This is a genomic window from Kutzneria kofuensis, from assembly GCF_014203355.1.
Classification (GTDB): domain Bacteria; phylum Actinomycetota; class Actinomycetes; order Mycobacteriales; family Pseudonocardiaceae; genus Kutzneria; species Kutzneria kofuensis.
In genome coordinates this window covers 3,874,336-3,893,450 of record NZ_JACHIR010000001.1, presented here as the reverse complement: position 1 = coordinate 3,893,450, position 19,115 = coordinate 3,874,336, and the positions used below count along the sequence as shown (strand labels likewise).

21 protein-coding genes and 1 tRNA gene are annotated in these 19,115 nt (G+C 70.5%); 13 read left to right on the top strand and 9 right to left on the bottom strand.

Going from position 1 to position 19,115, the window contains the following annotated elements; all coding sequences use genetic code 11:
* Nucleotides 1–53 precede the first annotated feature (53 nt).
* Nucleotides 54–698 carry a DedA family protein gene (locus BJ998_RS17835; RefSeq protein WP_184863103.1) on the top strand — a complete coding sequence of 215 codons (645 nt, stop codon included), beginning with the start codon at nt 54–56 and terminating at the stop codon, nt 696–698.
* Between the two features lie 60 nt (nt 699–758).
* Here the strand turns inward: BJ998_RS17835 and leuA are convergent, their stop codons facing one another.
* Entirely contained in the window at nt 759–2,528 is a 1,770-nt protein-coding gene (leuA, locus tag BJ998_RS17830) for a 2-isopropylmalate synthase (RefSeq protein ID WP_184863101.1), read from the bottom strand.
* A gap of 210 nt (nt 2,529–2,738) precedes the next feature.
* On the opposite strand from leuA, the gene BJ998_RS17825 reads away from it, so the two are divergent.
* From BJ998_RS17825 to BJ998_RS17815, 3 genes are all read left to right on the top strand, one after another.
* Nucleotides 2,739–3,023 carry a hypothetical protein gene (locus BJ998_RS17825; RefSeq protein WP_184863099.1) on the top strand — a complete coding sequence of 95 codons (285 nt, stop codon included), beginning with the start codon at nt 2,739–2,741 and terminating at the stop codon, nt 3,021–3,023.
* Between the two features lie 86 nt (nt 3,024–3,109).
* On the top strand, nt 3,110–3,406 hold the full coding sequence (locus BJ998_RS17820) for a hypothetical protein (RefSeq protein ID WP_184863097.1): 297 nt from the start codon (nt 3,110–3,112) through the stop codon (nt 3,404–3,406).
* Nucleotides 3,407–3,442: 36 nt separating this feature from the next.
* Nucleotides 3,443–3,754, top strand: a complete 312-nt coding sequence (locus tag BJ998_RS17815) for a YggT family protein (protein WP_184863095.1) — start codon at nt 3,443–3,445, stop codon at nt 3,752–3,754.
* 1 nt (nt 3,755) lies between these two features.
* On the opposite strand, the gene BJ998_RS17810 is transcribed toward BJ998_RS17815, so the two are convergent.
* Together BJ998_RS17810 and BJ998_RS17805 are read right to left on the bottom strand one after the other, a co-directional pair.
* Entirely contained in the window at nt 3,756–4,316 is a 561-nt protein-coding gene (locus tag BJ998_RS17810; RefSeq protein WP_312890178.1) for a nitroreductase family protein, read from the bottom strand.
* A gap of 1 nt (nt 4,317) precedes the next feature.
* A complete protein-coding gene (locus tag BJ998_RS17805) occupies nt 4,318–5,487 on the bottom strand; it encodes a glycosyltransferase family protein (RefSeq protein ID WP_281392962.1) in 1,170 nt (389 codons plus the stop codon).
* A 90-nt stretch (nt 5,488–5,577) separates the two neighbouring features.
* Here BJ998_RS17805 and BJ998_RS17800 point away from each other — a divergent pair, with 90 nt between their 5' ends.
* From BJ998_RS17800 to BJ998_RS17790, 3 genes are read left to right on the top strand one after another with little or no spacing between them, the layout of a single operon-like run.
* A complete protein-coding gene (locus BJ998_RS17800) occupies nt 5,578–6,843 on the top strand; it encodes an aspartate kinase (protein WP_184863093.1) in 1,266 nt (421 codons plus the stop codon).
* A complete protein-coding gene (locus BJ998_RS17795; RefSeq protein ID WP_184863091.1) occupies nt 6,840–7,913 on the top strand; it encodes an aspartate-semialdehyde dehydrogenase in 1,074 nt (357 codons plus the stop codon). The genes BJ998_RS17800 and BJ998_RS17795 overlap by 4 nt, the downstream gene beginning before the upstream one ends.
* A gap of 7 nt (nt 7,914–7,920) precedes the next feature.
* Nucleotides 7,921–9,372, top strand: a complete 1,452-nt coding sequence (locus BJ998_RS17790) for a gluconokinase (protein WP_184863089.1) — start codon at nt 7,921–7,923, stop codon at nt 9,370–9,372.
* On the opposite strand, the gene BJ998_RS17785 is transcribed toward BJ998_RS17790, so the two are convergent.
* Complete coding sequence (locus BJ998_RS17785) at nt 9,342–10,541, bottom strand: MFS transporter (protein ID WP_184863087.1); 1,200 nt, start codon at nt 10,539–10,541, stop codon at nt 9,342–9,344. The genes BJ998_RS17790 and BJ998_RS17785 overlap by 31 nt on opposite strands.
* Before the next feature lie 81 nt (nt 10,542–10,622).
* Between BJ998_RS17785 and BJ998_RS17780 the strand changes: the two genes are divergently transcribed.
* Nucleotides 10,623–11,081, top strand: a complete 459-nt coding sequence (locus BJ998_RS17780; protein WP_184863085.1) for a Fur family transcriptional regulator — start codon at nt 10,623–10,625, stop codon at nt 11,079–11,081.
* Here BJ998_RS17780 and BJ998_RS17775 read toward each other — a convergent pair.
* Nucleotides 11,054–12,175 carry an alpha/beta hydrolase gene (locus tag BJ998_RS17775; protein ID WP_184863083.1) on the bottom strand — a complete coding sequence of 374 codons (1,122 nt, stop codon included), beginning with the start codon at nt 12,173–12,175 and terminating at the stop codon, nt 11,054–11,056. The genes BJ998_RS17780 and BJ998_RS17775 overlap by 28 nt on opposite strands.
* Before the next feature lie 79 nt (nt 12,176–12,254).
* Here BJ998_RS17775 and BJ998_RS17770 point away from each other — a divergent pair, with 79 nt between their 5' ends.
* The 3 genes from BJ998_RS17770 to BJ998_RS17760 all read left to right on the top strand — a co-directional run bounded on the left by BJ998_RS17770 (nt 12,255) and on the right by BJ998_RS17760 (nt 13,854).
* Nucleotides 12,255–12,830 carry an NADPH-dependent FMN reductase gene (locus tag BJ998_RS17770; RefSeq protein ID WP_184863082.1) on the top strand — a complete coding sequence of 192 codons (576 nt, stop codon included), beginning with the start codon at nt 12,255–12,257 and terminating at the stop codon, nt 12,828–12,830.
* Between the two features lie 55 nt (nt 12,831–12,885).
* Nucleotides 12,886–13,308 (top strand): organic hydroperoxide resistance protein, encoded by a 423-nt coding sequence (locus BJ998_RS17765; protein WP_184863080.1) that lies wholly within the window; start codon nt 12,886–12,888, stop codon nt 13,306–13,308.
* Between the two features lie 69 nt (nt 13,309–13,377).
* Nucleotides 13,378–13,854 (top strand): Dps family protein, encoded by a 477-nt coding sequence (locus BJ998_RS17760; RefSeq protein ID WP_184863078.1) that lies wholly within the window; start codon nt 13,378–13,380, stop codon nt 13,852–13,854.
* A gap of 40 nt (nt 13,855–13,894) precedes the next feature.
* Here the strand turns inward: BJ998_RS17760 and BJ998_RS17755 are convergent, their stop codons facing one another.
* Nucleotides 13,895–15,703 carry a prolyl oligopeptidase family serine peptidase gene (locus tag BJ998_RS17755; protein WP_184863076.1) on the bottom strand — a complete coding sequence of 603 codons (1,809 nt, stop codon included), beginning with the start codon at nt 15,701–15,703 and terminating at the stop codon, nt 13,895–13,897.
* A 154-nt stretch (nt 15,704–15,857) separates the two neighbouring features.
* On the opposite strand from BJ998_RS17755, the gene BJ998_RS17750 reads away from it, so the two are divergent.
* Entirely contained in the window at nt 15,858–16,334 is a 477-nt protein-coding gene (locus BJ998_RS17750) for a hypothetical protein (protein ID WP_184863074.1), read from the top strand.
* Here BJ998_RS17750 and BJ998_RS17745 read toward each other — a convergent pair.
* The 3 genes from BJ998_RS17745 to BJ998_RS17735 all read right to left on the bottom strand — a co-directional run bounded on the left by BJ998_RS17745 (nt 16,331) and on the right by BJ998_RS17735 (nt 18,397).
* Entirely contained in the window at nt 16,331–17,017 is a 687-nt protein-coding gene (locus BJ998_RS17745; protein ID WP_184863072.1) for a S1 family peptidase, read from the bottom strand. The genes BJ998_RS17750 and BJ998_RS17745 overlap by 4 nt on opposite strands.
* Nucleotides 17,018–17,339: 322 nt before the next feature.
* A tRNA-Pro gene (locus BJ998_RS17740) sits at nt 17,340–17,413 on the bottom strand.
* 21 nt (nt 17,414–17,434) lie between these two features.
* Nucleotides 17,435–18,397: a metallophosphoesterase gene (locus BJ998_RS17735; protein ID WP_184863070.1), complete on the bottom strand. Its 963-nt coding sequence runs from the start codon at nt 18,395–18,397 to the stop codon at nt 17,435–17,437.
* A gap of 65 nt (nt 18,398–18,462) precedes the next feature.
* Between BJ998_RS17735 and BJ998_RS17730 the strand changes: the two genes are divergently transcribed.
* On the top strand, nt 18,463–18,933 hold the full coding sequence (locus BJ998_RS17730; protein WP_184863068.1) for a GatB/YqeY domain-containing protein: 471 nt from the start codon (nt 18,463–18,465) through the stop codon (nt 18,931–18,933).
* The last annotated feature ends 182 nt before the right edge of the window (nt 18,934–19,115 follow it).

Sequence of the window (19,115 nt, the reverse complement as noted above, 5' to 3'; positions counted from 1 at the left end):
CTTCTTCGGGCACACTGGACACAACGTACGGGACAGGGGAAGGACCGACGGCCTTGCACATCGCCCAGTGGATCGCGGCCATTCCACCGCTTGCCGTGTACGTCACGATCGGCCTGATCGTGATGATCGAGAGCCTCGGCATCCCGATCCCGGGGGAGATCGCCCTGGTCAGCGCCACCCTGCTGACCATCCACCCGAGCTCGGCCGTCGAGTGGGAGTACATCGCGATCGCGGCGTCCGCGGGCGCCATCATCGGTGACTCGATCGGGTACTCCATCGGCCGCAAGGGCGGCAAACCCCTGTTCGAGTGGCTCGGCCGCAAGTTCCCGAAGCACTTCGGGCCCAGTCACGTGGCCACCGCGGAGCGGGCGTTCGCCAAGTGGGGCATGTGGACGGTGTTCTTCGGGCGCTTCATCGCCCTGCTGCGCATCTTCGCCGGCCCGCTGGCCGGCGCGCTGCACATGCGCTACCCCAAGTTCCTGATCGCCAACGCGCTCGGCGGCATCGTGTGGGCGACCGGCACCACGGCGCTGATCCACTACGTCGGCGAGGTGGCCGAGAAGTGGCTGAGCGGCTTCGCCTGGGTCGGCCTGGGCGTCGCGCTGATCGCCGGCGTGTGCGTCTCGCTGTACGTCAAGCACCGCGCCGGCAAGGCGATGGCGGCCCCGGCCGAGGAGGAGCCCGCCGAGCTCCGCTGACCTGACGTTCGGAAAGGACCATTCCTGACGTTCAACGTCAGGAATGGTCCTTTCACTGCATCAGCGGGCGGTGCGGTTCACCGCGGAGACGACGGCACGCAGCGAGGCGGCGACGATGGAGCTGTCCACCGCCACACCCCACAGCACGGTGTCGCCGACCGCGCATTCCACGTAGGAGGCGGCGCGGGCGTCGTCGCCGGCGGTGAGCGCGTGCTCGACGTAGTCCATGACGCGCACGTCGTAGCCGACGGTGCTCAGCGCGTCCACGAACGCGGCGAGCGGGCCGTTGCCGACGCCGGTGATCTCGTGCTGGTCGCCCTCCACCCGTACCTGGGCGGTGATCCGGTAGGTGCCTTCGTCGACGTCGTCCACCCGCTGCCGGACCAGTTCCAGCGGCGTCACGCGGTCCAGGTACTCGCCGGCGAAGGCGTCCCACATCTGCCGCGGCGACACCTCGCCGCCCTGCGCGTCGGTGACGCCCTGGATGACCTTGGAGAACTCGATCTGCAGCCGGCGCGGCAGGTCGAGCTGGTGCTCGGTCTTCATCACGTAGGCGACGCCGCCCTTGCCGGACTGCGAGTTGACCCGGATCACGGCCTCGTAGCTGCGGCCGACGTCCTTCGGGTCGATCGGCAGGTACGGGACCTCCCACTGGAAGTCCTCGACCGGCACACCCGCCCGGTCGGCGTCCGCCTTGAGCGCGTCCAGGCCCTTGTTGATGGCGTCCTGGTGGCTGCCGGAGAACGCGGTGTAGACCAGGTCGCCGCCGTAGGGGTGGCGCTCGGGCACGGGCAGCTGGTTGCAGTACTCGACGGTGCGCCGGATCTCGTCGATGTCGGACAGGTCCAGCTGCGGGTCGATGCCCTGGCTGAACAGGTTCATCGCCAGCGTGACCAGGCAGACGTTGCCGGTGCGCTCGCCGTTGCCGAACAGGCAGCCCTCGATCCGGTCCGCGCCGGCCTGGTAGCCCAGCTCGGCGGCGGCCACGCCGGTGCCGCGGTCGTTGTGCGGGTGCAGCGAGAGGATCACCGAGTCGCGGCGCTCCAGGTGGCGGTTCATCCACTCGATGGAGTCGGCGTACACGTTCGGCGTGGCCATCTCGACGGTGGCCGGCAGGTTGATGATCACCGGCCGCTCGGGGGTGGCGCCCAGGATCTCGGTGACCGCGTTGCACACCTCGACCGCGTAGGACAGCTCGGTGCCGGTGTAGGACTCGGGCGAGTACTCGAAGCGGAAGTCGGTGTCGGGCTGCTTGGCGGCCAGCTCGACCACGTACTCGGCGGCCGCGGTGGCGATCTTCTTGATGCCCTCGCGCTCCTCGCGGAACACCACGCGGCGCTGGAGGATCGAGGTCGAGTTGTAGATGTGCACGATGGCCTTGCGGGCCCCGCGCAGCGCCTCGAAGGTGCGGTCCAGCAGCTCCGGCCGGCATTGCGACAGCACCTGGATGGTGACGTCATCCGGGATGGCGCCGTCGGTGATGATCTCGCGGACGAAGTCGAAGTCGGTCTGGCTGGCCGCCGGGAAGCCGACCTCGATCTCCTTGAAGCCCATCCGCACCAGCAGATCGAACATCTTGCGCTTGCGGGCCGGCGACATCGGGTCGATCAGCGCCTGGTTGCCGTCACGCAGATCGACCGCGCACCACAGCGGCGCCTTGGTGATGCGTTTGTCGGGCCAGGTGCGGTCGGGTACCGAGATCTCCTCGACCAGCTCGTGGAACGGCCGGTAGCGGTGCACCGGCATCGAGCTGCCGCGCTGCGTGTTCCAGGACGGCTGGTCGGCCGGCGCGGGACGGGACGGCGTGCGGATCTTGCTGGACTCGCTCATGGATGTGAACTCCTGCTGACCGGGATGACTCGACCGGCGGCAGCGCTGAACTCCGCGACGGGGGGCCGGTCTGGATCAGACCCCGCCACGGCAGCGAAGCAGGAGGGCGAAACGCACGGGCGGAGCGTAACCGCTATCGCCGGATCGTGAAACCCGGAACCCACATGGTGGGCACCTTCGGGTGGTCGGGGGCTGTGGTTAGGTGGACGCATGGCGTCAGGGGGCAAGAAGTCGGGCGTGCTGTCCACGGTGATCAACCTGTTCGGCGTGCTCACCGCCCTGATCATGATCATTCGTATGCTGCTGGCGCTGTCCGGATCGACCGCGGACAACCCGCTGTTCGCCGTGGTCAAGGTGTGGTCCGACCTGCTGGTCCTGTGGTGGGGCAACATCGTCCAGCCGCCGGGCGCGCCGGCCAGCGTGATCATCACCTACGCCCTCGCGGCCGTGTTCTGGCTGCTGGTGACCCGCATCGTCGCCCGGGTGCTGCGCTGACTGTGTAGCGATCACCGGGCGTGGGTATTCACCGCTCGACGCCACCCGATCGGGTGGCCCCTGTATCGAGCGAGGTGAGGTCGGTCATGGCTACCTACGTTCGTGGCGGTCGCGCGACGGCCGGAACGGTGGTCCGCGTCATCGGCACGATCATCGCGGTCATCCTGGTCGCGCACATTCTGTTCGTGCTGCTGGGCGCCAACCCGGGCAACCCGCTCGTGGTGTGGGTGGCGCAGTGGGCGGGTGCGCTGGCGTTGTGGTTCGGCAACCTGTTCGCCACCGGCAGCGATGCTCTCAATGTGATCTTGAACTACGGCTTGGCCGCGGTGTTCTGGCTGGTCGTGACGGGTCTGATCGCCCGGGTTCTCTACCGCGCCGGCTGATCGACGCCGGTCGGCGGGCGTGGCAGACTGCCCCGTATGGCGGAACAGACGGAGACGCACGCGCGCGGGAGGGTGGTCGGCATCGTCGCCGCCGTCCTGCGCTGGGTCGGCACGATCATCGCCGTCATCCTCGTCGCGCACGTGCTGCTCACCGTGTTCGGCGCCAATCCGGACAACCCGATCACCACGTTCGTCCGGTCCTGGGCCGATCCGCTGGCGCTGGCCTTCCGTGACCTGTTCACGCCGGCCGACGCCAAGCTGCGGGTGCTGGCCGACTACGGCCTCGCCGCCATCTTCTGGCTCATCGTCACCAGCATCGTCGTGCGCCTGGTCCGCCGCCTCGGCTGAGTCAGAAGGCCGGGGTGCCCCAGGTGTCGGTGAAGACCAGCTCGGACAGCGGCTTGCGGACGCGAGGGGCGATCTCGCGTGCGGCCAGGTCCTCGGGCAGCAGGTCGGGGGAGCCCAGAACGCCGACGGCGATCACCACGACGGCGCGGGCGGTGGCCGGAAGCCCGAAGGACGAGGCGATCGCCTCGCGGGAGAAGCCGCCCATCTGGTGGGCAACGAGGCCCTCGGCGACGGCCTGGAGCACGAGGTTCTGGCCGGACAGGCCGAGCACGTAGTCGGGCACGGGCATGGGGCGGCCGGTCTCGTCCTCCGTGATCACGCATCCGACCAGCAGGGCGGAAGCGGCGCCGGCCCAGGTCTGGTTGCCGGGGCGGAGGGCGTCGAAGATCCGCTGGAACGAAGCGTCGCCACGGCGGCCGACGAGCCAGCGACCGGGCTGGGTGTTGCCGGAGGAAGCGGCCCAGCGCGCGGCCTCGAACAGGGACTCGAGCTGCTCGTCGGTGACCTCGGCGGCGGGGTCGAGGGCGCGGGGGCTCCAGCGCTGGCTGATGAGGGGATGCACCTCAGATAGCGTAGGGCCACGCGGTGATCGAATAAGCGCCGAACCAGGCGCTGACGACGGCGACGGCGGTCAAGGTCAACACCAGAGTGCTGGCCCGGCGCTTGATCAGGGCGGCGGCGAGCGGGATGAGCAGCACGAACGCGGGCAGCATGAGCCGGGCCTTGGAGTTCATCAGGCCGTTGGAGCCGAGATCCATGATCAGCACGGCGACGCCGTAAGCGATCAACGGCCACGGCACGCGCTGGCGGATGCACAGCACGACGAGCACGGCGGCGGCGACGCAGAGGCCGACCGTGAGGACCTCGAGCACGGAGCGGCCGGAGGCCAGCGCGTCGAGGGCGAACTTGAACGTGGCGAGACCGCCGTCGAAATGGGAGCCCCAGCCCCGCTGCTGCACCTCGAACCAGCCGTCCCACCGCCCGGTCCGAACCCCGACCCAGGCCAGGTAGCCGACGAGACCCACCGGCGCCAGCAACGCGCCGACCCAGGGCCGCCAGCCGTCCTCACGACGCACGATGGCGATCACGGCGGCGATGCCGACGGCCACGATGACGGCGGCGGCGGTGGGCCTGACCAGCCCCGACAGCGCGCAGAACACACCGGCCCAGAGCCATCGGCGGTCCAGCAGGAACACGAGCGACCACACGGCCAGGGCGCAGAACAGGGCCTCGGAGTAGGTCATCGACAGCACGACGGCCATCGGCGAGGCGGCGAACAGCGCGGCGAGCACGAGACCGAGCCGGCGGGAGCCGCCGGGCACCTGCTCGCCGAGCCGAACCAGGCCGTACGAGCAGGCCAGGCCGGCCAGCACGGTCACCGCGAAGGCGGCGTCGACCAGCGTCACCCCGGGCACATGAGCGACGAGACTGGTCAGCGCCGGATAGCCGGGGAAGAACGCCAGCAGGTTGCTCTGGTCGTGCTGGAAGTGGGCGTCCACCAGGTCGCCGCCGGCGCCGGTGTAGCCGCCCTGCGCGAGCCCGAGGAACCAGTGTCCGTCCCACGAAGTGAGAGCGGTGGTGATGGAACGGCCGTTCCGTGCGGCCATCCAGGCGAGCACGACCAGGCCCACGGCGCGCACACCGAGGAAGGCCAATGCGGGCGCGGTGAGGTACGCGACCTGCCGCGACGTCGCGGAACTGGCCTCGGGCCGGGCCGTCGTGATGGCTGACACCCCGATCCCTTCGTCTGGCCACCGGGTCCGCAGCCGAGGGTACGCTGCGTCCGGACACGCTCTGGCCCGGTCTGCGAGGAGGTTCGATCAGTGGCACTGGTCGTGCAGAAGTACGGCGGCTCCTCACTGGAAAGTGCCGAGCGGATCAAACGCGTGGCCGAGCGGATCGCCGCCACCCGTAAGGCCGGCAACGACGTGGTCGTGGCCGTCTCCGCGATGGGCGACTCCACCGACGAGCTGCTCGACCTGGCCTCCCAGGTCGCCCCGGTGCCGCCGGCCCGCGAGCTGGACATGCTGCTGACCGCCGGCGAGCGGATCTCCATGTCGCTGGTCGCGATGGCGATCCACTCCTTGGGATTCGAGGCGCGCTCGTACACCGGCTCGCAGGCCGGCGTGATCACCACCTCGGTGCACGGCAACGCGCGCATCATCGACGTCACGCCGGGCCGGATCCAGGACGCGATCGCCGACGGCGCGGTGGCGATCGTGGCCGGCTTCCAGGGCGTCAGCCAGGACAGCAAGGAGATCACCACGATCGGCCGCGGCGGCACGGACACCACCGCCGTCGCGCTGGCCGCGGCGCTGAAGGCCGACGTCTGTGAGATCTACACCGACGTGGACGGCGTGTTCAGCGCCGACCCGCGCATCGTGCGCGACGCGAAGCACCTGCCCCAGATCACCTACGAGGAGATGCTGGAGATGGCGGCGTGCGGCGCGAAGGTGCTGCACCTGCGCTCCGTCGAGTACGCGCGCCGGTACAACGTGCCGCTGCGCGTCCGTTCGTCGTTCAACAACAAGCCGGGCACGTTGGTGACCGGGTCGATGGAGGACCTTCCCGTGGAGCAGGCGATCATCACCGGCGTCGCGCACGACCGGTCGGAGGCCAAGGTCACCGTGACGGCGGTGCCGGACCACCCGGGCATCGCGGCCCGCGTCTTCCGCGTGGTCGCCGACGCCGAGGTCGACATCGACATGGTCGTGCAGAACGTCTCCCAGGTCGCCACCGGCCGCACCGACATCACCTTCACGCTGCCCAAGGCCGACGGCCCGAAGGCGGTGGCCGCGCTGGAGAAGGCCAAGCCGGAGATCGGCCACAGCGGTGTGCTCTACGACGACCACGTGGGCAAGGTGTCGCTGATCGGCGCCGGCATGCGCTCGCACCCCGGCGTCACCGCCACCTTCTGCGAGGCGCTGTCCCAGGCGGGCGTCAACATCGAGATCATCTCCACCTCGGAGATCCGGATCTCGGTCATCTGCCGGGATACTCAGTTGGATGACGCGGTCCGTGCCCTGCACGATGCGTTCGAACTCGGCGGCGACGAAGAGGCCGTCGTCTACGCGGGGAGCGGTCGATGAGCACCAACGGACCTGTACTCGCGCTGGTCGGAGCGACCGGCGCCGTCGGCAGCGTGATGATCGACATCATCAACGCGCGTGAGACGGTGCCGTGGGGCGAGATCCGGCTGATCGCGTCGGCCCGGTCCGCCGGCCGCAAGCTGACCGTGCGCGGCGAGGAGATCACCGTGCTGGCGCTCGCGCCCGAGGTGTTCGACGGCGTCGACATCGCCATGTTCGACGTGCCGGACGAGATCTCGGCCGAGTGGGCGCCGATCGCGGCCGAGCGCGGCGCGGTCGCGGTGGACAACTCCGGCGCGTTCCGGATGGACGACGACGTGCCGCTGGTGGTGCCGGAGGTGAACGCGCACAAGGTCGCCGAGCGGCCGCGCGGCATCATCGCCAACCCCAACTGCACGACGCTGTCCATGATGGCCGCGCTCGGTGCGCTGCACCGGGAGTTCGGCCTCAAGGAGCTGGTCGTCGCCTCCTACCAGGCCGTGTCCGGCGCGGGCGCGCCCGGCATCGACCGCCTGTACGCGGAGCTGGTGGCGATCGCGGACAAGAAGCTGGGCGTCAAGGCCGGCGACGTGCGCGAGGCGCTGCTCGCGGCCGGGCTGGACTTCGAGAACTCGCCCTTCCCAGCGCCGCTCGCGCTGAACGTGGTGCCCTGGGCCGGTTCCTACAAGGGCGACGGCTGGACGTCCGAGGAGCTCAAGGTCCGCAACGAGTCCCGCAAGATCCTCGGCATTCCGGACCTGAAGGTGTCGGCCACCTGCGTGCGCGTCCCGGTGATCACCACGCACTCGCTCGCCGTGCACGCGGTGTTCGAGCGCGAGGCGACGGTGGAGCAGGCGCACAAGGTGTTTGCCGAGCAGCCGACCGTCGTGCTGGTGGACGAGCCGGAGCAGAAGAAGTTCCCGACGCCCGCGGACGTCGTCGGCGAGGACCCGACCTACGTCGGCCGGGTGCGGCAGGCGCTGGACTTCCCGAACACGTTGGACTTCTTCGTGTGCGGCGACAACCTGCGCAAGGGCGCCGCGCTGAACACCTACGAGATCGCCGAGACCCTGGCGCCCGAGTTCGGCTGAGGCTGACATGACCGAGGTCGTGTTGGGTGTCGACCTCGGCACCACGGCGACGAAGGTGGTCGCCACCCGGCTGGACGGCCGGGTGGTGGCCACCGCCGAGCAGGGTTACCCACTCCAGACCGGCGAGCACGGCGAAGCCGTGCAGGATCCGCAGTCGGTGCTCGCGGCCGCCGCGAAGGCGCTGGCTGAGTGCGTCGAACGCACCGAAGGCGGCATCTGTGCGCTGTCCTTCAGCTCCGCGATGCACACTCTGCTCGCGCTCGACCGCGACGGCGAGCCGCTCACCCTGGCCCTGAGCTGGGCCGACCACCGTGCCGCCGACATCGCCAAACGCTTGCGGGCCGATGAGGAGCTGGCACTCGAACTGCATGCCGCGACCGGTGCGCCGGTGCACCCGTCGTTCCCCCTGACCAAGCTCGCCTGGTTCGCCGAGCACGAGCCGGAGCTGTGCGAGCGGGCCGTGAAGTGGGCGGGCCTCAAGGACTACGTGCTGGCCAAGTTCACCGGCCGGCTGGTCACCGAGCACTCCAACGCGTCGGGTACCGGCATGTTCGACATGCACCGACTGACCTGGCACGAGCCGGCGCTGGCGATTGCCGGCGTGCACCACGACCAGCTGCCGCTGCTGGTCGAACCGACCAAGGCGCTGGCGCTGACGGGCAACATCGCCGGCCTGCCCAGCGGCCTGCCGGTTATCGCCGGTGGCGGCGACGGTCCACTGGCCAACCTCGGCGTCGGCGCGGTGCGGCCGGGCATGGCGGCGCTGTCACTGGGCACCAGTGGTGCCCTGCGGGTTGTCCGGGACCGCCCCGGCGTCGACGATCGCGGCCGCGTCTTCTGCTACGCCCTCGCCGACGGGCTCTGGGTGCTCGGCGGCTCGGTGAGCAACGGTGGCGTGGTGGCGCAGTGGGCGTCCGAAGTGTTCGGCGTGCCGGTGCCGGAGTTGTTGGCGGAGGCCGAGGCGGAGCCGCCGGGCGCGGCCGGCCTGCTGGCGCTGCCGTACCTGCTGGGTGAGCGGGCGCCGTGGTGGGACCCGGACCCGCGGGCCGTGCTGGTCGGGCTGCGCCGGGAGCACGGCCGGGCCGTGATCACGCGGGCGATGATCGAAGGCGTCGGCCAGCAGCTGGCGCTGGTGCTCGACGCCGTCCGGGACGCCGGCGCGACCGTGCACGAGATCCGCGCCACCGGCGGCGCCTTCCGTAGTCCACTGTGGACGTCGGTGATCGCGGCGGCCTTCGGTCAGGAACTGTCCTTCGTGGACGGAAATGAGGGATCCGGTGTGGGGGCGGCGCTTCTGGGCTGGCGGGCGCTCGGCGAGCTGCCGTCCCTGGATGCGGCCGCGGACCTGGTGGCGCCGGTCGGCGCGGTCGCGCCCGACGAGATCGCGAGCCGGCGGATGGCCCGCAACCGCCCGGCCCTGGAGCGGATCTACGAGGCGCTGAGGGAACTGGACAGCTGAGGCTGGCTGAGCCGGCGCCCACCCAGCGCGACCCCGACCGCCGTGCCCAGCAGACCGACCGCGCCCGCCGCGACGAAACCCCAGGACGGGGCCGAGCTGTCCATCACGAAGCCGATCAGCGGCGCCCCGACGGCCGCACCCGCGGTGAACGCCGAGCTGTAGACGCCCATCACCGTGCCGCGCACCGACTCCGGCGCCATCCGCGTGACCACGTCCGAGGTGGACGAGAAGGTGGGCGCGCACAACAGTCCGCTGGGCACCAGGGCCAGTGCGAGCGTCCACCACTGGCCCGCGAACAGGCCGACCGGCAGCGTCAACACGCCGATCAGCGTGATCAGCACGATCAGCGGGATCGGCCGCCGCGCCGCGCCGTGCAGAATGCCGCCGACGACCGAAGCCAGGCACCAGACCGCGATCACCAGCCCGGACCAGTCGACCTGGCCGTGCTGGCGCAGCGCCGCGACGATCGCCACCTCGGAGCCGGCCATGATCAGCACCATCGCGGCGGCGATCACCAGCGCCGCGATCATCGGCCCACGCAGCCACGACAGCACCGGCACGTGCTCGGCCCGCTCGGCGTCGCCGGACTTCATCGGCGGGTCGAAGAAGTAGAGCCAGACGCCGGAGAAGACCATGGCCGCGCCGACGACGAGCATCGCCGCCGTCGAGGACAACGCCGTGGTGAGGAACACGCCGGACGCCGGACCGACCATGTACGACATCTCGGTGAGCACCGAGTCCAGCGAGAACGCCGGCCGCCGGTAGCTGTCGTCCGAGGGCAGCAGCGCGGCCATGCCCTGCCGGGCGATGGACATCACCGGCAGCGACAGCAGGCCGCCGACGAACGAGAGCGCGATCAGCCCCCAGTAGGACAGCCACGGCGCGGCCGCCCAGAACACGCCGGTGGCCACGGTGGTGAGCAACACCACCCGCCGCAGGCCGCGACGGTCGAGCAACCGGCCGATCAGCGGACCGCCCAGCGCGATGCCGATCGTCGTGGCGGCGGCCACCACGCCGGCTTCCCCGTAGCCTCGGCCCAGGCCGAGCACGACGTGCAGGGTGATGGTCACGCCCGAGGCGGCCTGCGGGATGCGGGCGAATCCCGTGACCAGGAACAGCGTGCGCACACCGGGCAGGCGCGCCACCCGGCCGTAGGACGTCAGGACCACCCCCCGATGTCACTTGGTGGGCGGCCGCCGGTCAACCGATTTCTTGTCTGATTCCAGAAAGCGTGGTGTCCTGGTCCGGACATGGCTACCGACGGATCAACCGTGGAGACCCTGCGGCGCCGCCTGCGCACCGCGGGGCTGCGGGTGACCGCGCCGCGGCTGGCCGTGCTGGAGTGGCTTTCCGGTCACCCGCACACCACCGCTGACCAGGTCGCCACCGGCGTTCGCGACCAGATCGGGTCGGTGTCCACGCAGGCCGTGTACGACGTGCTCAACGCCTGCGTGCGGGCGGATCTGGTGCGCCGGATCGAGCCCGCCGGCTCGCCGGCCCGATTCGAGACGCGCACCGGTGACAACCATCACCATCTGGTCTGCCGCAGCTGCGGCCGGACCGAGGACGTGGACTGCGTCGTGGGACCCGCGCCGTGCCTGGAGCCGTCCGACACGATGGGCTTCGAGGTGGCCGAGGCCGAGGTCGTGTTCTGGGGCTACTGCCCGGACTGCAAGCGGGTTCAGGACAGCCAGCTGCCGACCGGGTAGCCGTTCAGCTCCTCCGCGTTCACCGACTTGCGTCGCGGCCGGCCGTTGCGGCCGATGGCCAACCCGGTCCGCAGCGCGCTGGCCGCCTCCAGGGTCGCTTCCTTGAACGCGTGCCCGACGCCGGTCATGCTCGCGAAGCCGTGGAACAGGCCCTCGTGCCGACGCAGCACCACCGGCACCCCAGCCTCCGCCACCCGGCGGGCGAACAGCTCGCCCTCGTCACGCAGCGGGTCGAAGCCGGCGGTCGCGATGTACGTCGGCGGCAGCGCGCTCAGGTCCTCGGCCAGCAGCGGCGACACCCGCGGGTCCGACCGGGTCTCCGGATCCGGGACGTAGCGCTCCATGAACCAGTCCATGCCGGTGTCGGTGAGGAAGTAGCCGTAGCCGAACAACTCCCGCGACCGCCGCCGGGTTGTCGCGTCCACGGTCGGGTAGAGCAGCAGCAGGAACACCGGTCGGGGATTGCCCGTACCCACCTGCAGCGCCGTGACGGCGGCGAGGTTGCCGCCCGCGCTGTCGCCGCCGAGGGCGATCAGCTTCGGGTCCGCGCCGAGCGACGTGGCTTCGGCGGCGGCCCACTTGAACGCCGTCACACAGTCGTCGACCGCCGCCGGGAACGGGTCCTCAGGTGCCAGTCGGTAGCCGACGGACAGCACCCGCACGCCGGCGTTGCGCGCCAGGAATCGGCACAGGTGGTCGTGGCTGTCGATGTCGCCGATCGCGAAACCGCCGCCGTGGAAGAAGACCAGCAGCGGCGAGCCCTCCGGCAGGTCGCCCGGCCGGTACAGGCGGGCCGGGATGTCGTTGGGCAGCTGCAGGTCCTTCGTTGTGACGGGTTCGATGGGTGCGCCGCCGACGAGCTCGCGGCCGGCGCGGATCGCCGCCCGCGCCTGCTTCACGTCCGTGCCGTGCAGTTCGGTGCCGGACAGCTGCTGCATCCTCAGCAGCAACTGCGCGTCGAGGTCGAGCGTCTGCCCGTCGATCCGGATCGGCGCGCCGGCGATCAGCCGTCGCACGGGCCTGGGCAGCGCGAACAGCGCCTGCAGCACCCTGGCCTGCCACCTGAGCGGAACGGACTGCACGAGGCTCGCCATGGCCAGGACACTACCGGTCGGTAGGTACCGGTGCGAGAGATCTTGACCTCCAGCGCGCTGTAGCTCGTACGGTGGACGCATGACGGTGACGGTGGTGGGAATCGGCGGCTCCCTGCGGGCCGACTCGCAGTCCGAGCGGGCGCTGCACGTGGCGTTGTCGGGCGCGGAGGAGGCCGGCGCGAAGACGATCGCCGTCACCGGAACCGAACTCGTGCTGCCGTTCTACGACCCGGCCGTGCCCGAGCGCCCCGAGTCCGCGCGGCGGCTGATCGAGCTGCTGCGCGAGGCCGACGGCGTCGTCCTCGTCTCGCCCGGCTACCACGGGTCGCTGTCCGGCCTGGTCAAGAACGCCCTCGACTACATCCAGGACCTCAGCGACGACCCGCACCCGTACCTCGACGGCCGCGCGGTCGGCTGCGTCACCAGCGCGATGGGCTGGCAGGCGGCGGTGAGCACGCTCACCGCGCTTCGCTCGATCGTGCACTCCTTGCGTGGCTGGCCGACGCCGCTCGGCGTGCCGCTGAACACTGCGGAGGTGCGCTTCGACGCGGACGGCACCTGTTCCGACCAGCGTGCGTACGACTCGTTGCGGCTGGTCGGCCGGCAGGTGGCGGAGTTCGCCCTCGGTGAGGTCGGTCACCACCGGCTTCATTGAGCCCGGTCGATGCGTTGTACCGGTCAGTAACATCGACGCAGGCGAGGAGAAGACGATGGCAGCGCTGTACACCGCCGAGGCGATCGCGATCGGTGAGGGCCGCAACGGGGAGGTCCGCTCCTCCGACGGCGTGATCGACGAGGTGCTGGCCGTGCCGACCGAGCTGGGTGGCCCCGGCGGTGACAAGACCAACCCGGAGCAGCTGTTCGCCGCCGGCTACGCGGCCTGCTTCCACAGTGCGCTGCAGGCCGTCGCCCGCCGCCAGAAGATCACCCTGCCGGAGACCTCCATCACCGCCAAGGTGAGCCTGCTGCCGCTGGACGGTGGCGCCTTCACCCTGGCCGTCGAGCTCACCGGTCACTTCCCGGGCTTCGAGCAGGGCGCTGCCGACCAGCTCGTGGCCGCGGCGCACCAGGTGTGCCCGTACTCCAACGCCACCCGCGGCAACATCGAGGTCACCGTCAACGCGACCGTGTGACCGAGCCGCCGTTATCCCACGCCTCCTCGGGGTACTCGCCCCCGTAACCGAATCCCCGAGGAGGCAGCAATGGGCAAGGCCCCGATCACCAGCCCGCTCGAAGCCGGGGCGAAGGACACGACCGGCCGGGTGCTCCAGGAGGCGCTCGTCGACCTGATCGACCTGTCGCTGGTGGCCAAGCAGGCCCACTGGAACGTGGTCGGCCGCAACTTCCGCAGCGTGCACCTGCAGCTCGACGAGCTCGTCGCGGCCGCGCGCGAGTACACCGACCAGGTCGCGGAGCGCGCGTCGGCGATCGGCGTGTCCCCGGACGGCCGGGCCGCCACCGTCGCCAAGAACTCCGGGGTGCCCGACTTCGCCACCGGCTGGCGTGACGACGAGGACGTGGCGCGGACCATCACCGCGACGCTGGGCGAGGTCGTGCAGCGGATGCGCGCCCGGATCAAGACCACCGACGACACGGACCTGGTCACCCAGGACCTGATCATCGGCCTCACCGCCAAGCTGGAGGAGGCCCACTGGATGTGGCAGGCCCAGCTGGCGTGAAGCATTGACGGGTGGGGCTTTCGGCCCCACCCGCCTCGTGTCACATACCCAGGGCCCGACGGGTGAAGTCCACCTCGATGGCCGTCTGCTTGATCGTCTCGGCGACGACCAGCGAGCCGTGGCCCGCCTCGTACCGGTAGACCTCGTACGGCGCCTTCCGGGCCGCCAGCCGGTCCAGGTAGTTGTCGATCTGCCGGATCGGGCAGCGCGGGTCGTTCTCGCCGGCCAGCACGATCACCGGCGCGGCGACCTCGTCCACGTAGGTCAGCGGCGAGCACTCCCGGTACAGGTCCGGCAGTTCCTCCGGCGAGCCGCCGAACAGCGCCCGGTCGAAGGCGCGCAGCGGCTCCATCTCGTCCTCGTACGCGGCGACATAGTCCGCCACTGGCACGCCCGCGACACCGGCCGCCCAGCGCTTCGGCTGCACGCCCAGCGCCAGCAGCGTCAGGTAGCCGCCCCAGGACGCGCCGTTGATCACGCACTTCGCCGGGTCGGCGAGGCCGGACTCCACGGCCCAGTCGTGCACCGCGGCGATGTCTTCCAGCTCCGTCAGGCCCGGGCGGCCCTCGATGGCGTCCCGCCAGGCCGAGCCGTAGCCGGTCGAGCCGCGGTAGTTCACGTGCACCACCGCGAAGCCGGCGTCCAGCCACACCGCGCGGTACGCGGAGAACCGGTCCTCGTCGTTGGCGTGCGGACCGCCGTGGATGGCGAAAACCGTTGGCAGCGGGCCATCTCCGGCGTTCCTCGGGCGGGAGATCAGCGCATGCACGTCGCCGACGAAGACATCCTCCATCGGCTGCGAGGACGGCGCCCGGTCGCCCGGCGGCTGCAGCAGCACGCGGTCGCCCTCGGCGGACAGGACACGCACCGCCGACGGGTGCTCGGCCGAGGACCAGGAGTACTCGACGGCCCCGTCCGGCCGCGCGCCGGCGCCGCCGATCGTCCCCCGTGGAGTGTCCAGCGTGGACAGTTCGCCGGTGGCGATGTCGTAGCGGTGCAACGTGGTCCGCGACCGGTGGCTGTGCACGATCAGCAGCGCCTGGCCGTCGGTGTACCAGTCGGCCGCGAGCTCGCCCGGCAGGTCGATGTGGATCTCCGTCTCGGTGTCCGCCTCGACGTCCCAGATCAGCAGCTCCTCCTTGCCGCGGCGCTCGTGCAGCACCAGCAGGCGGGGGTCGCCGGCGACCGGGCTGAACGCGATGCCGTCCAGACCCTTGCCCTTGCCGTCCCACTTCTCCGCCACCACCGCGCCGTCGGCCGCCTTCAGCACGCGCAGCGCCGGGTGCCGGCTGTCGCCGTGCTCGGAGTGGGAGATCGCCAGCAGCCGCTCGTCCCGGGACAGGCTCGCCACGCCGCCGTCGTTCTCGTTGACGTAGATCACCTCGGGCTTGCCGTCGCGGGTCACCCAGATCGTCGTGCCGTCATCCGTCGACGCCCCGACCGCGATCCTGGTGCTGCCGACCTCAAGGCCCGCCGGGTAGCCGTCGTGCACGCCTTCGAGCGCCGGCCGCGCCTCGCCGCCCGCGTACGGCTCGACCACCCAGCTGCCGAACTCGTCGCCGTCGGTGTCGTTGAACCACCAGATCTGCTCGCCGTCCGGGCTCAGCGTGGCGTGCATCGTGCCGTTCGGGCGGTCCGTGACCTGCCGGTGCTCGTCCGTCGCTCGGTTCCAGGCGTACACCTCCCACACGCCGCTGGCGTTGGAGACGTACAGGGAACGCTCCGGGGCGTGCAGCGCCCACTCCGGCAGCGACACCCGCCGCGCCGTGAACCGCGCGCGCCAGCGCTTTTCCGCCTCGGGGTCCTCGAACAGCCGTTCCGGCACAGGAGCAACGGGATGAGTGGTCACCCCCCGATCCTGTCACGAGATGTCGCCCCTGGGTCGCACTCGCCGGCTCCGGAGGTGCGGACCGGCCCCGGTGGCGGCCGGGCCCGATCCGCGGTCCCAGAGTGCCACCGGCCACGTCTCGTGTAAACGTTTTCGTCCACTATCTTGCCGGACCATGCAGGTCTCCGTCTGGGTACCGATCATCGTCGGCCTCATCGGCGTTCTGGGCGTCGTGGCCGGCCAGCTCGTCACCACCTGGCGCGAGCGCACCCGTGAGGCCGCGGCTTTCCGCCGCGCCGACCAGATCTACTGGCGGGACAAGCGCCTGGACGCTTGCCTCGCGCTCCTGGTCACCATGAACGCGTGGCGCGAACTCGTCGTCGACACCTGGGGTGACAGCCCTGATGAGGCCATCCTCGCCGAGCTGCACGACACCGTCATCGCCATGAGCGATCAGCTGGCGACCCTCAAACTCATCGGCACCGACTCGATCCGCTCCGCCGCCACCGCCGCTGTCGACGACTTGTTCGCCACCGCCGCCGCTGTCCGCAGGTCCCCCGCCACCGCCGACCCCGTCCAGGCCTCTCGCCACCTCAGCGCCACCATCCGCACCCTGCGCGAGCACCTCCGCGAGGCCCTCTCCATCGCCTAGCCGGCCGCGATCGTCCGCTCGATCCACCCCTGATGCGGCGCGATGGCCGTGTAGATCGTCCAGCCTTCGCCGCCGCACGCCCCGATGGGTCCACGACTGGTCACCGCCACCACGTCATCCCCGACCATCGCCGGCGTCCCCGAGTCCCCGTGGCAGGCCGTCGCCTCGGTCGACGCCTTCACGCAGATCTCGTCGTTTCCTCCGCATTGCCCCAGCACCTCCGTGTCCAACTGCTTCAGCAGCCTCGGTGCTGTAGCCCCCTCCTGCTTGTCCATGCCCCACCCCAGCAACCGGATCGGCCCACTCACCGGCATCGCCCCCACCTTCAACGGCGCCTTCCCCACCACCGGCTCCGCCAGCTCGATCAACCCGATATCCCCGTAATCCCCCTGATAAGTCGCCGCCACCGTCGCCATCTCCCCGCCGGCTTCCCGGTCGTTCGACCCCACCCGCACCCGGCTTCCCACGTGCACCGTCTCCAGGCAGTGCCCCGCCGTCACTACCCACCTCGGCGCCACCAACCCGCCCCCGCACCCGTGCCCGTTGTCCTCGTGCCCCAAATCCACGATCCACGAGTGCTCCGCCTTCGACGTCTCGCCCCCGACGATCGCGCCTGCCGGCGCCGCCACCCCCACCATCACGGCCACCGTCGCCACAACTGCCCCCGCCACGCCCGTTCGCACAGAGCTCTCCCTTGTCCCACAACGGAAAGCCCGACCATATGGCCTAAATGGATCATCCCACGTCGCCCTTTCGACCCACTCGCGAGTCCTACTCAGGTCTGACAACCCCGACGTCGGTGGGGACGGAGAAGGAAAAGGTCACGAGAAGAAGTGGAGCCGAATCCGGGAAAGCTAGGCGCGCAGAACTGCCGCCCATTCCGCCCTCAACCCACCGTGGGGGCGTGGGGGCGAAGCCCCCACCCCGGGGGTCTGGGGGTCGTCCCCCAGAACAAAAACGACGAGATCCTTGTCTGCCATCGGCAGACAAGGATCTCGTATCTCGTCGGGGTGACAGGATTTGAACCTGCGACCTCTTCGTCCCGAACGAAGCGCGCTACCAAACTGCGCCACACCCCGGTTGATCGAACGAGGAGAAGTCTAGCTGATGTCGGCCCCAGCTCCGAATCGGGTCCTGCTTTGGCGGCCGGACCCGTCCTGACCTGCGCCGTTGCTGCGGGGCACGAGGGTGAGCAGGCTGGCCTCGGGCGGGCAGGCGAAGCGGACGGGCGCATAAGGCGAGGTCCCGAGGCCTGCGGACACGTTGAGCCAGGTGTGTGCCCCCCAGCGGGAGACGCCACGGGCACGGGTGCGATCCAGCTCACAGTTCGTGACGAGGGCGCCGTAGCCGGGGACGCGGAGTTGGCCGCCGTGGGTGTGGCCGGCCATCACGAGGTCGTAGCCGTCGGCGGCGAACTGGTCGAGAACACGGGGCTCGGGCGAGTGGGTGACGCCGAGCCGCAGCGCGGCGGTGGGGTCGGGCTGGCCGGCGATGTCCTCGTAGCGGTCACGCTTGAGGTGGGGGTCGTCGACGCCGGCGGCCACGATGGTCTGGTCGGCAACCGTGAAGCTGTGCCGGCTGTGGGTGAGGTCGATCCAGCCGTGCTCGACGAAAGCGGCGCGCAGGTCCCGCCAGGGCAGGGGGATGCCGTGGATGCGCTTCTTACGGGCCTTGGGCAGCAGATAGCGCACGGGATTCTTGGGCTTGGGCGCGTAGTAGTCGTTGCTGCCGAACACGAACACGCCGGGCAGGTCGAGCAGGGGACCCAGCGCCCGGACGACGGCGGGCACGGCGTGCCGGTGGGCGAGGTTGTCGCCGGTGTTGACGACGAGGTCGGGCGACAGCTTGGCGAGCTCGGCGACCCAGCGCTGCTTGGACCGCTGCCCAGGCATCATGTGCAGGTCGGAGATGTGCAGCACCCGCAGCGGCGTCGCGCCTTCGGCGAGCACCGGCACGGTGGCTTCGCGCAGCGTCCACCTGGTCCGCTCGATGGCGGCGGCGTAGCCGACCGTGGCTGCTCCGAGGGCGGCCGTGCCCAGGACTATCCGACCGAACGTCTTCACGCCTCCAGGGTACGGCGGTTTACTCGATCGGGGTCGGGGTGCCTGTCGGAGTAGCGTTTGCGCTCATGGCGGAGCTGAAGGAGAGGCTGCGGAGCGATCTGACCGCGGCGATGAAGGGCCGGCAGACCACTGTGGTCGCGACCCTGCGGATGGCCCTGGCGGCCGTGACCACCGAGGAGGTGGCCGGCAAGGTCGCGCGGGAGCTGTCCGACGAGGAAGTCCTCAAGGTGCTGACCCGAGAGGTGAAGAAGCGCAACGAGGCCGCCGAGGCGTTCGCGGGCGCGGGCCGCAAGGAGCAGGCCGACGCGGAGCTGGCCGAGGCCGAGGTGCTCAAGTCGTACCTGCCGGCGCAGCTGTCCGACGACGAGCTGGCCGATGTCGTCGCGCACGCCATCGCCACGGTCGCCGACCAGATCGGCGAGCAGCCGGGCCAGAAGCAGATGGGCCAGGTCATGAAGCTGGCCAACGCGAAGGTCGCCGGCCGAGCCGAGGGTGGCCGGGTCGCCGCCGTCGTGAAGGCCAAGCTGCTGGGCTGATGGCTGAGGCCCCGTTCTCGTCGTACGAGCTGACGGCGATCCGGGTTGAAGGCATTTCGGTTCACATCGTCGAGCATCTTCGACTACGGGTGCGAGCTGGCGGATGGCGACGTCTTCGTCACCGTCTGCCGGCCTATCCAGCCGCGGACCCTGTTCAGTTGCAGTTCGCACCGGTGTTCCAG

Excerpts from the sequence above, each read along its gene's own strand:
- BJ998_RS17820 (WP_184863097.1), top strand. The coding sequence starts at position 3,110 with ATGGCTACCTACGTTCGTGGCGGTCGCGCGACGGCCGGAACGGTGGTC.
- leuA (WP_184863101.1), bottom strand. The coding sequence starts at position 2,528 with ATGAGCGAGTCCAGCAAGATCCGCACGCCGTCCCGTCCCGCGCCGGCC.
- BJ998_RS17760 (WP_184863078.1), top strand. The coding sequence starts at position 13,378 with ATGGGCAAGGCCCCGATCACCAGCCCGCTCGAAGCCGGGGCGAAGGAC.
- BJ998_RS17825 (WP_184863099.1), top strand. The coding sequence starts at position 2,739 with ATGGCGTCAGGGGGCAAGAAGTCGGGCGTGCTGTCCACGGTGATCAAC.
- BJ998_RS17795 (WP_184863091.1), top strand. The coding sequence starts at position 6,840 with ATGAGCACCAACGGACCTGTACTCGCGCTGGTCGGAGCGACCGGCGCC.
- BJ998_RS17775 (WP_184863083.1), bottom strand. The coding sequence starts at position 12,175 with ATGGCGAGCCTCGTGCAGTCCGTTCCGCTCAGGTGGCAGGCCAGGGTG.
- BJ998_RS17815 (WP_184863095.1), top strand. The coding sequence starts at position 3,443 with ATGGCGGAACAGACGGAGACGCACGCGCGCGGGAGGGTGGTCGGCATC.
- BJ998_RS17765 (WP_184863080.1), top strand. The coding sequence starts at position 12,886 with ATGGCAGCGCTGTACACCGCCGAGGCGATCGCGATCGGTGAGGGCCGC.
- BJ998_RS17770 (WP_184863082.1), top strand. The coding sequence starts at position 12,255 with ATGACGGTGACGGTGGTGGGAATCGGCGGCTCCCTGCGGGCCGACTCG.
- BJ998_RS17750 (WP_184863074.1), top strand. The coding sequence starts at position 15,858 with ATGCAGGTCTCCGTCTGGGTACCGATCATCGTCGGCCTCATCGGCGTT.
- BJ998_RS17780 (WP_184863085.1), top strand. The coding sequence starts at position 10,623 with ATGGCTACCGACGGATCAACCGTGGAGACCCTGCGGCGCCGCCTGCGC.
- BJ998_RS17730 (WP_184863068.1), top strand. The coding sequence starts at position 18,463 with ATGGCGGAGCTGAAGGAGAGGCTGCGGAGCGATCTGACCGCGGCGATG.
- BJ998_RS17790 (WP_184863089.1), top strand. The coding sequence starts at position 7,921 with ATGACCGAGGTCGTGTTGGGTGTCGACCTCGGCACCACGGCGACGAAG.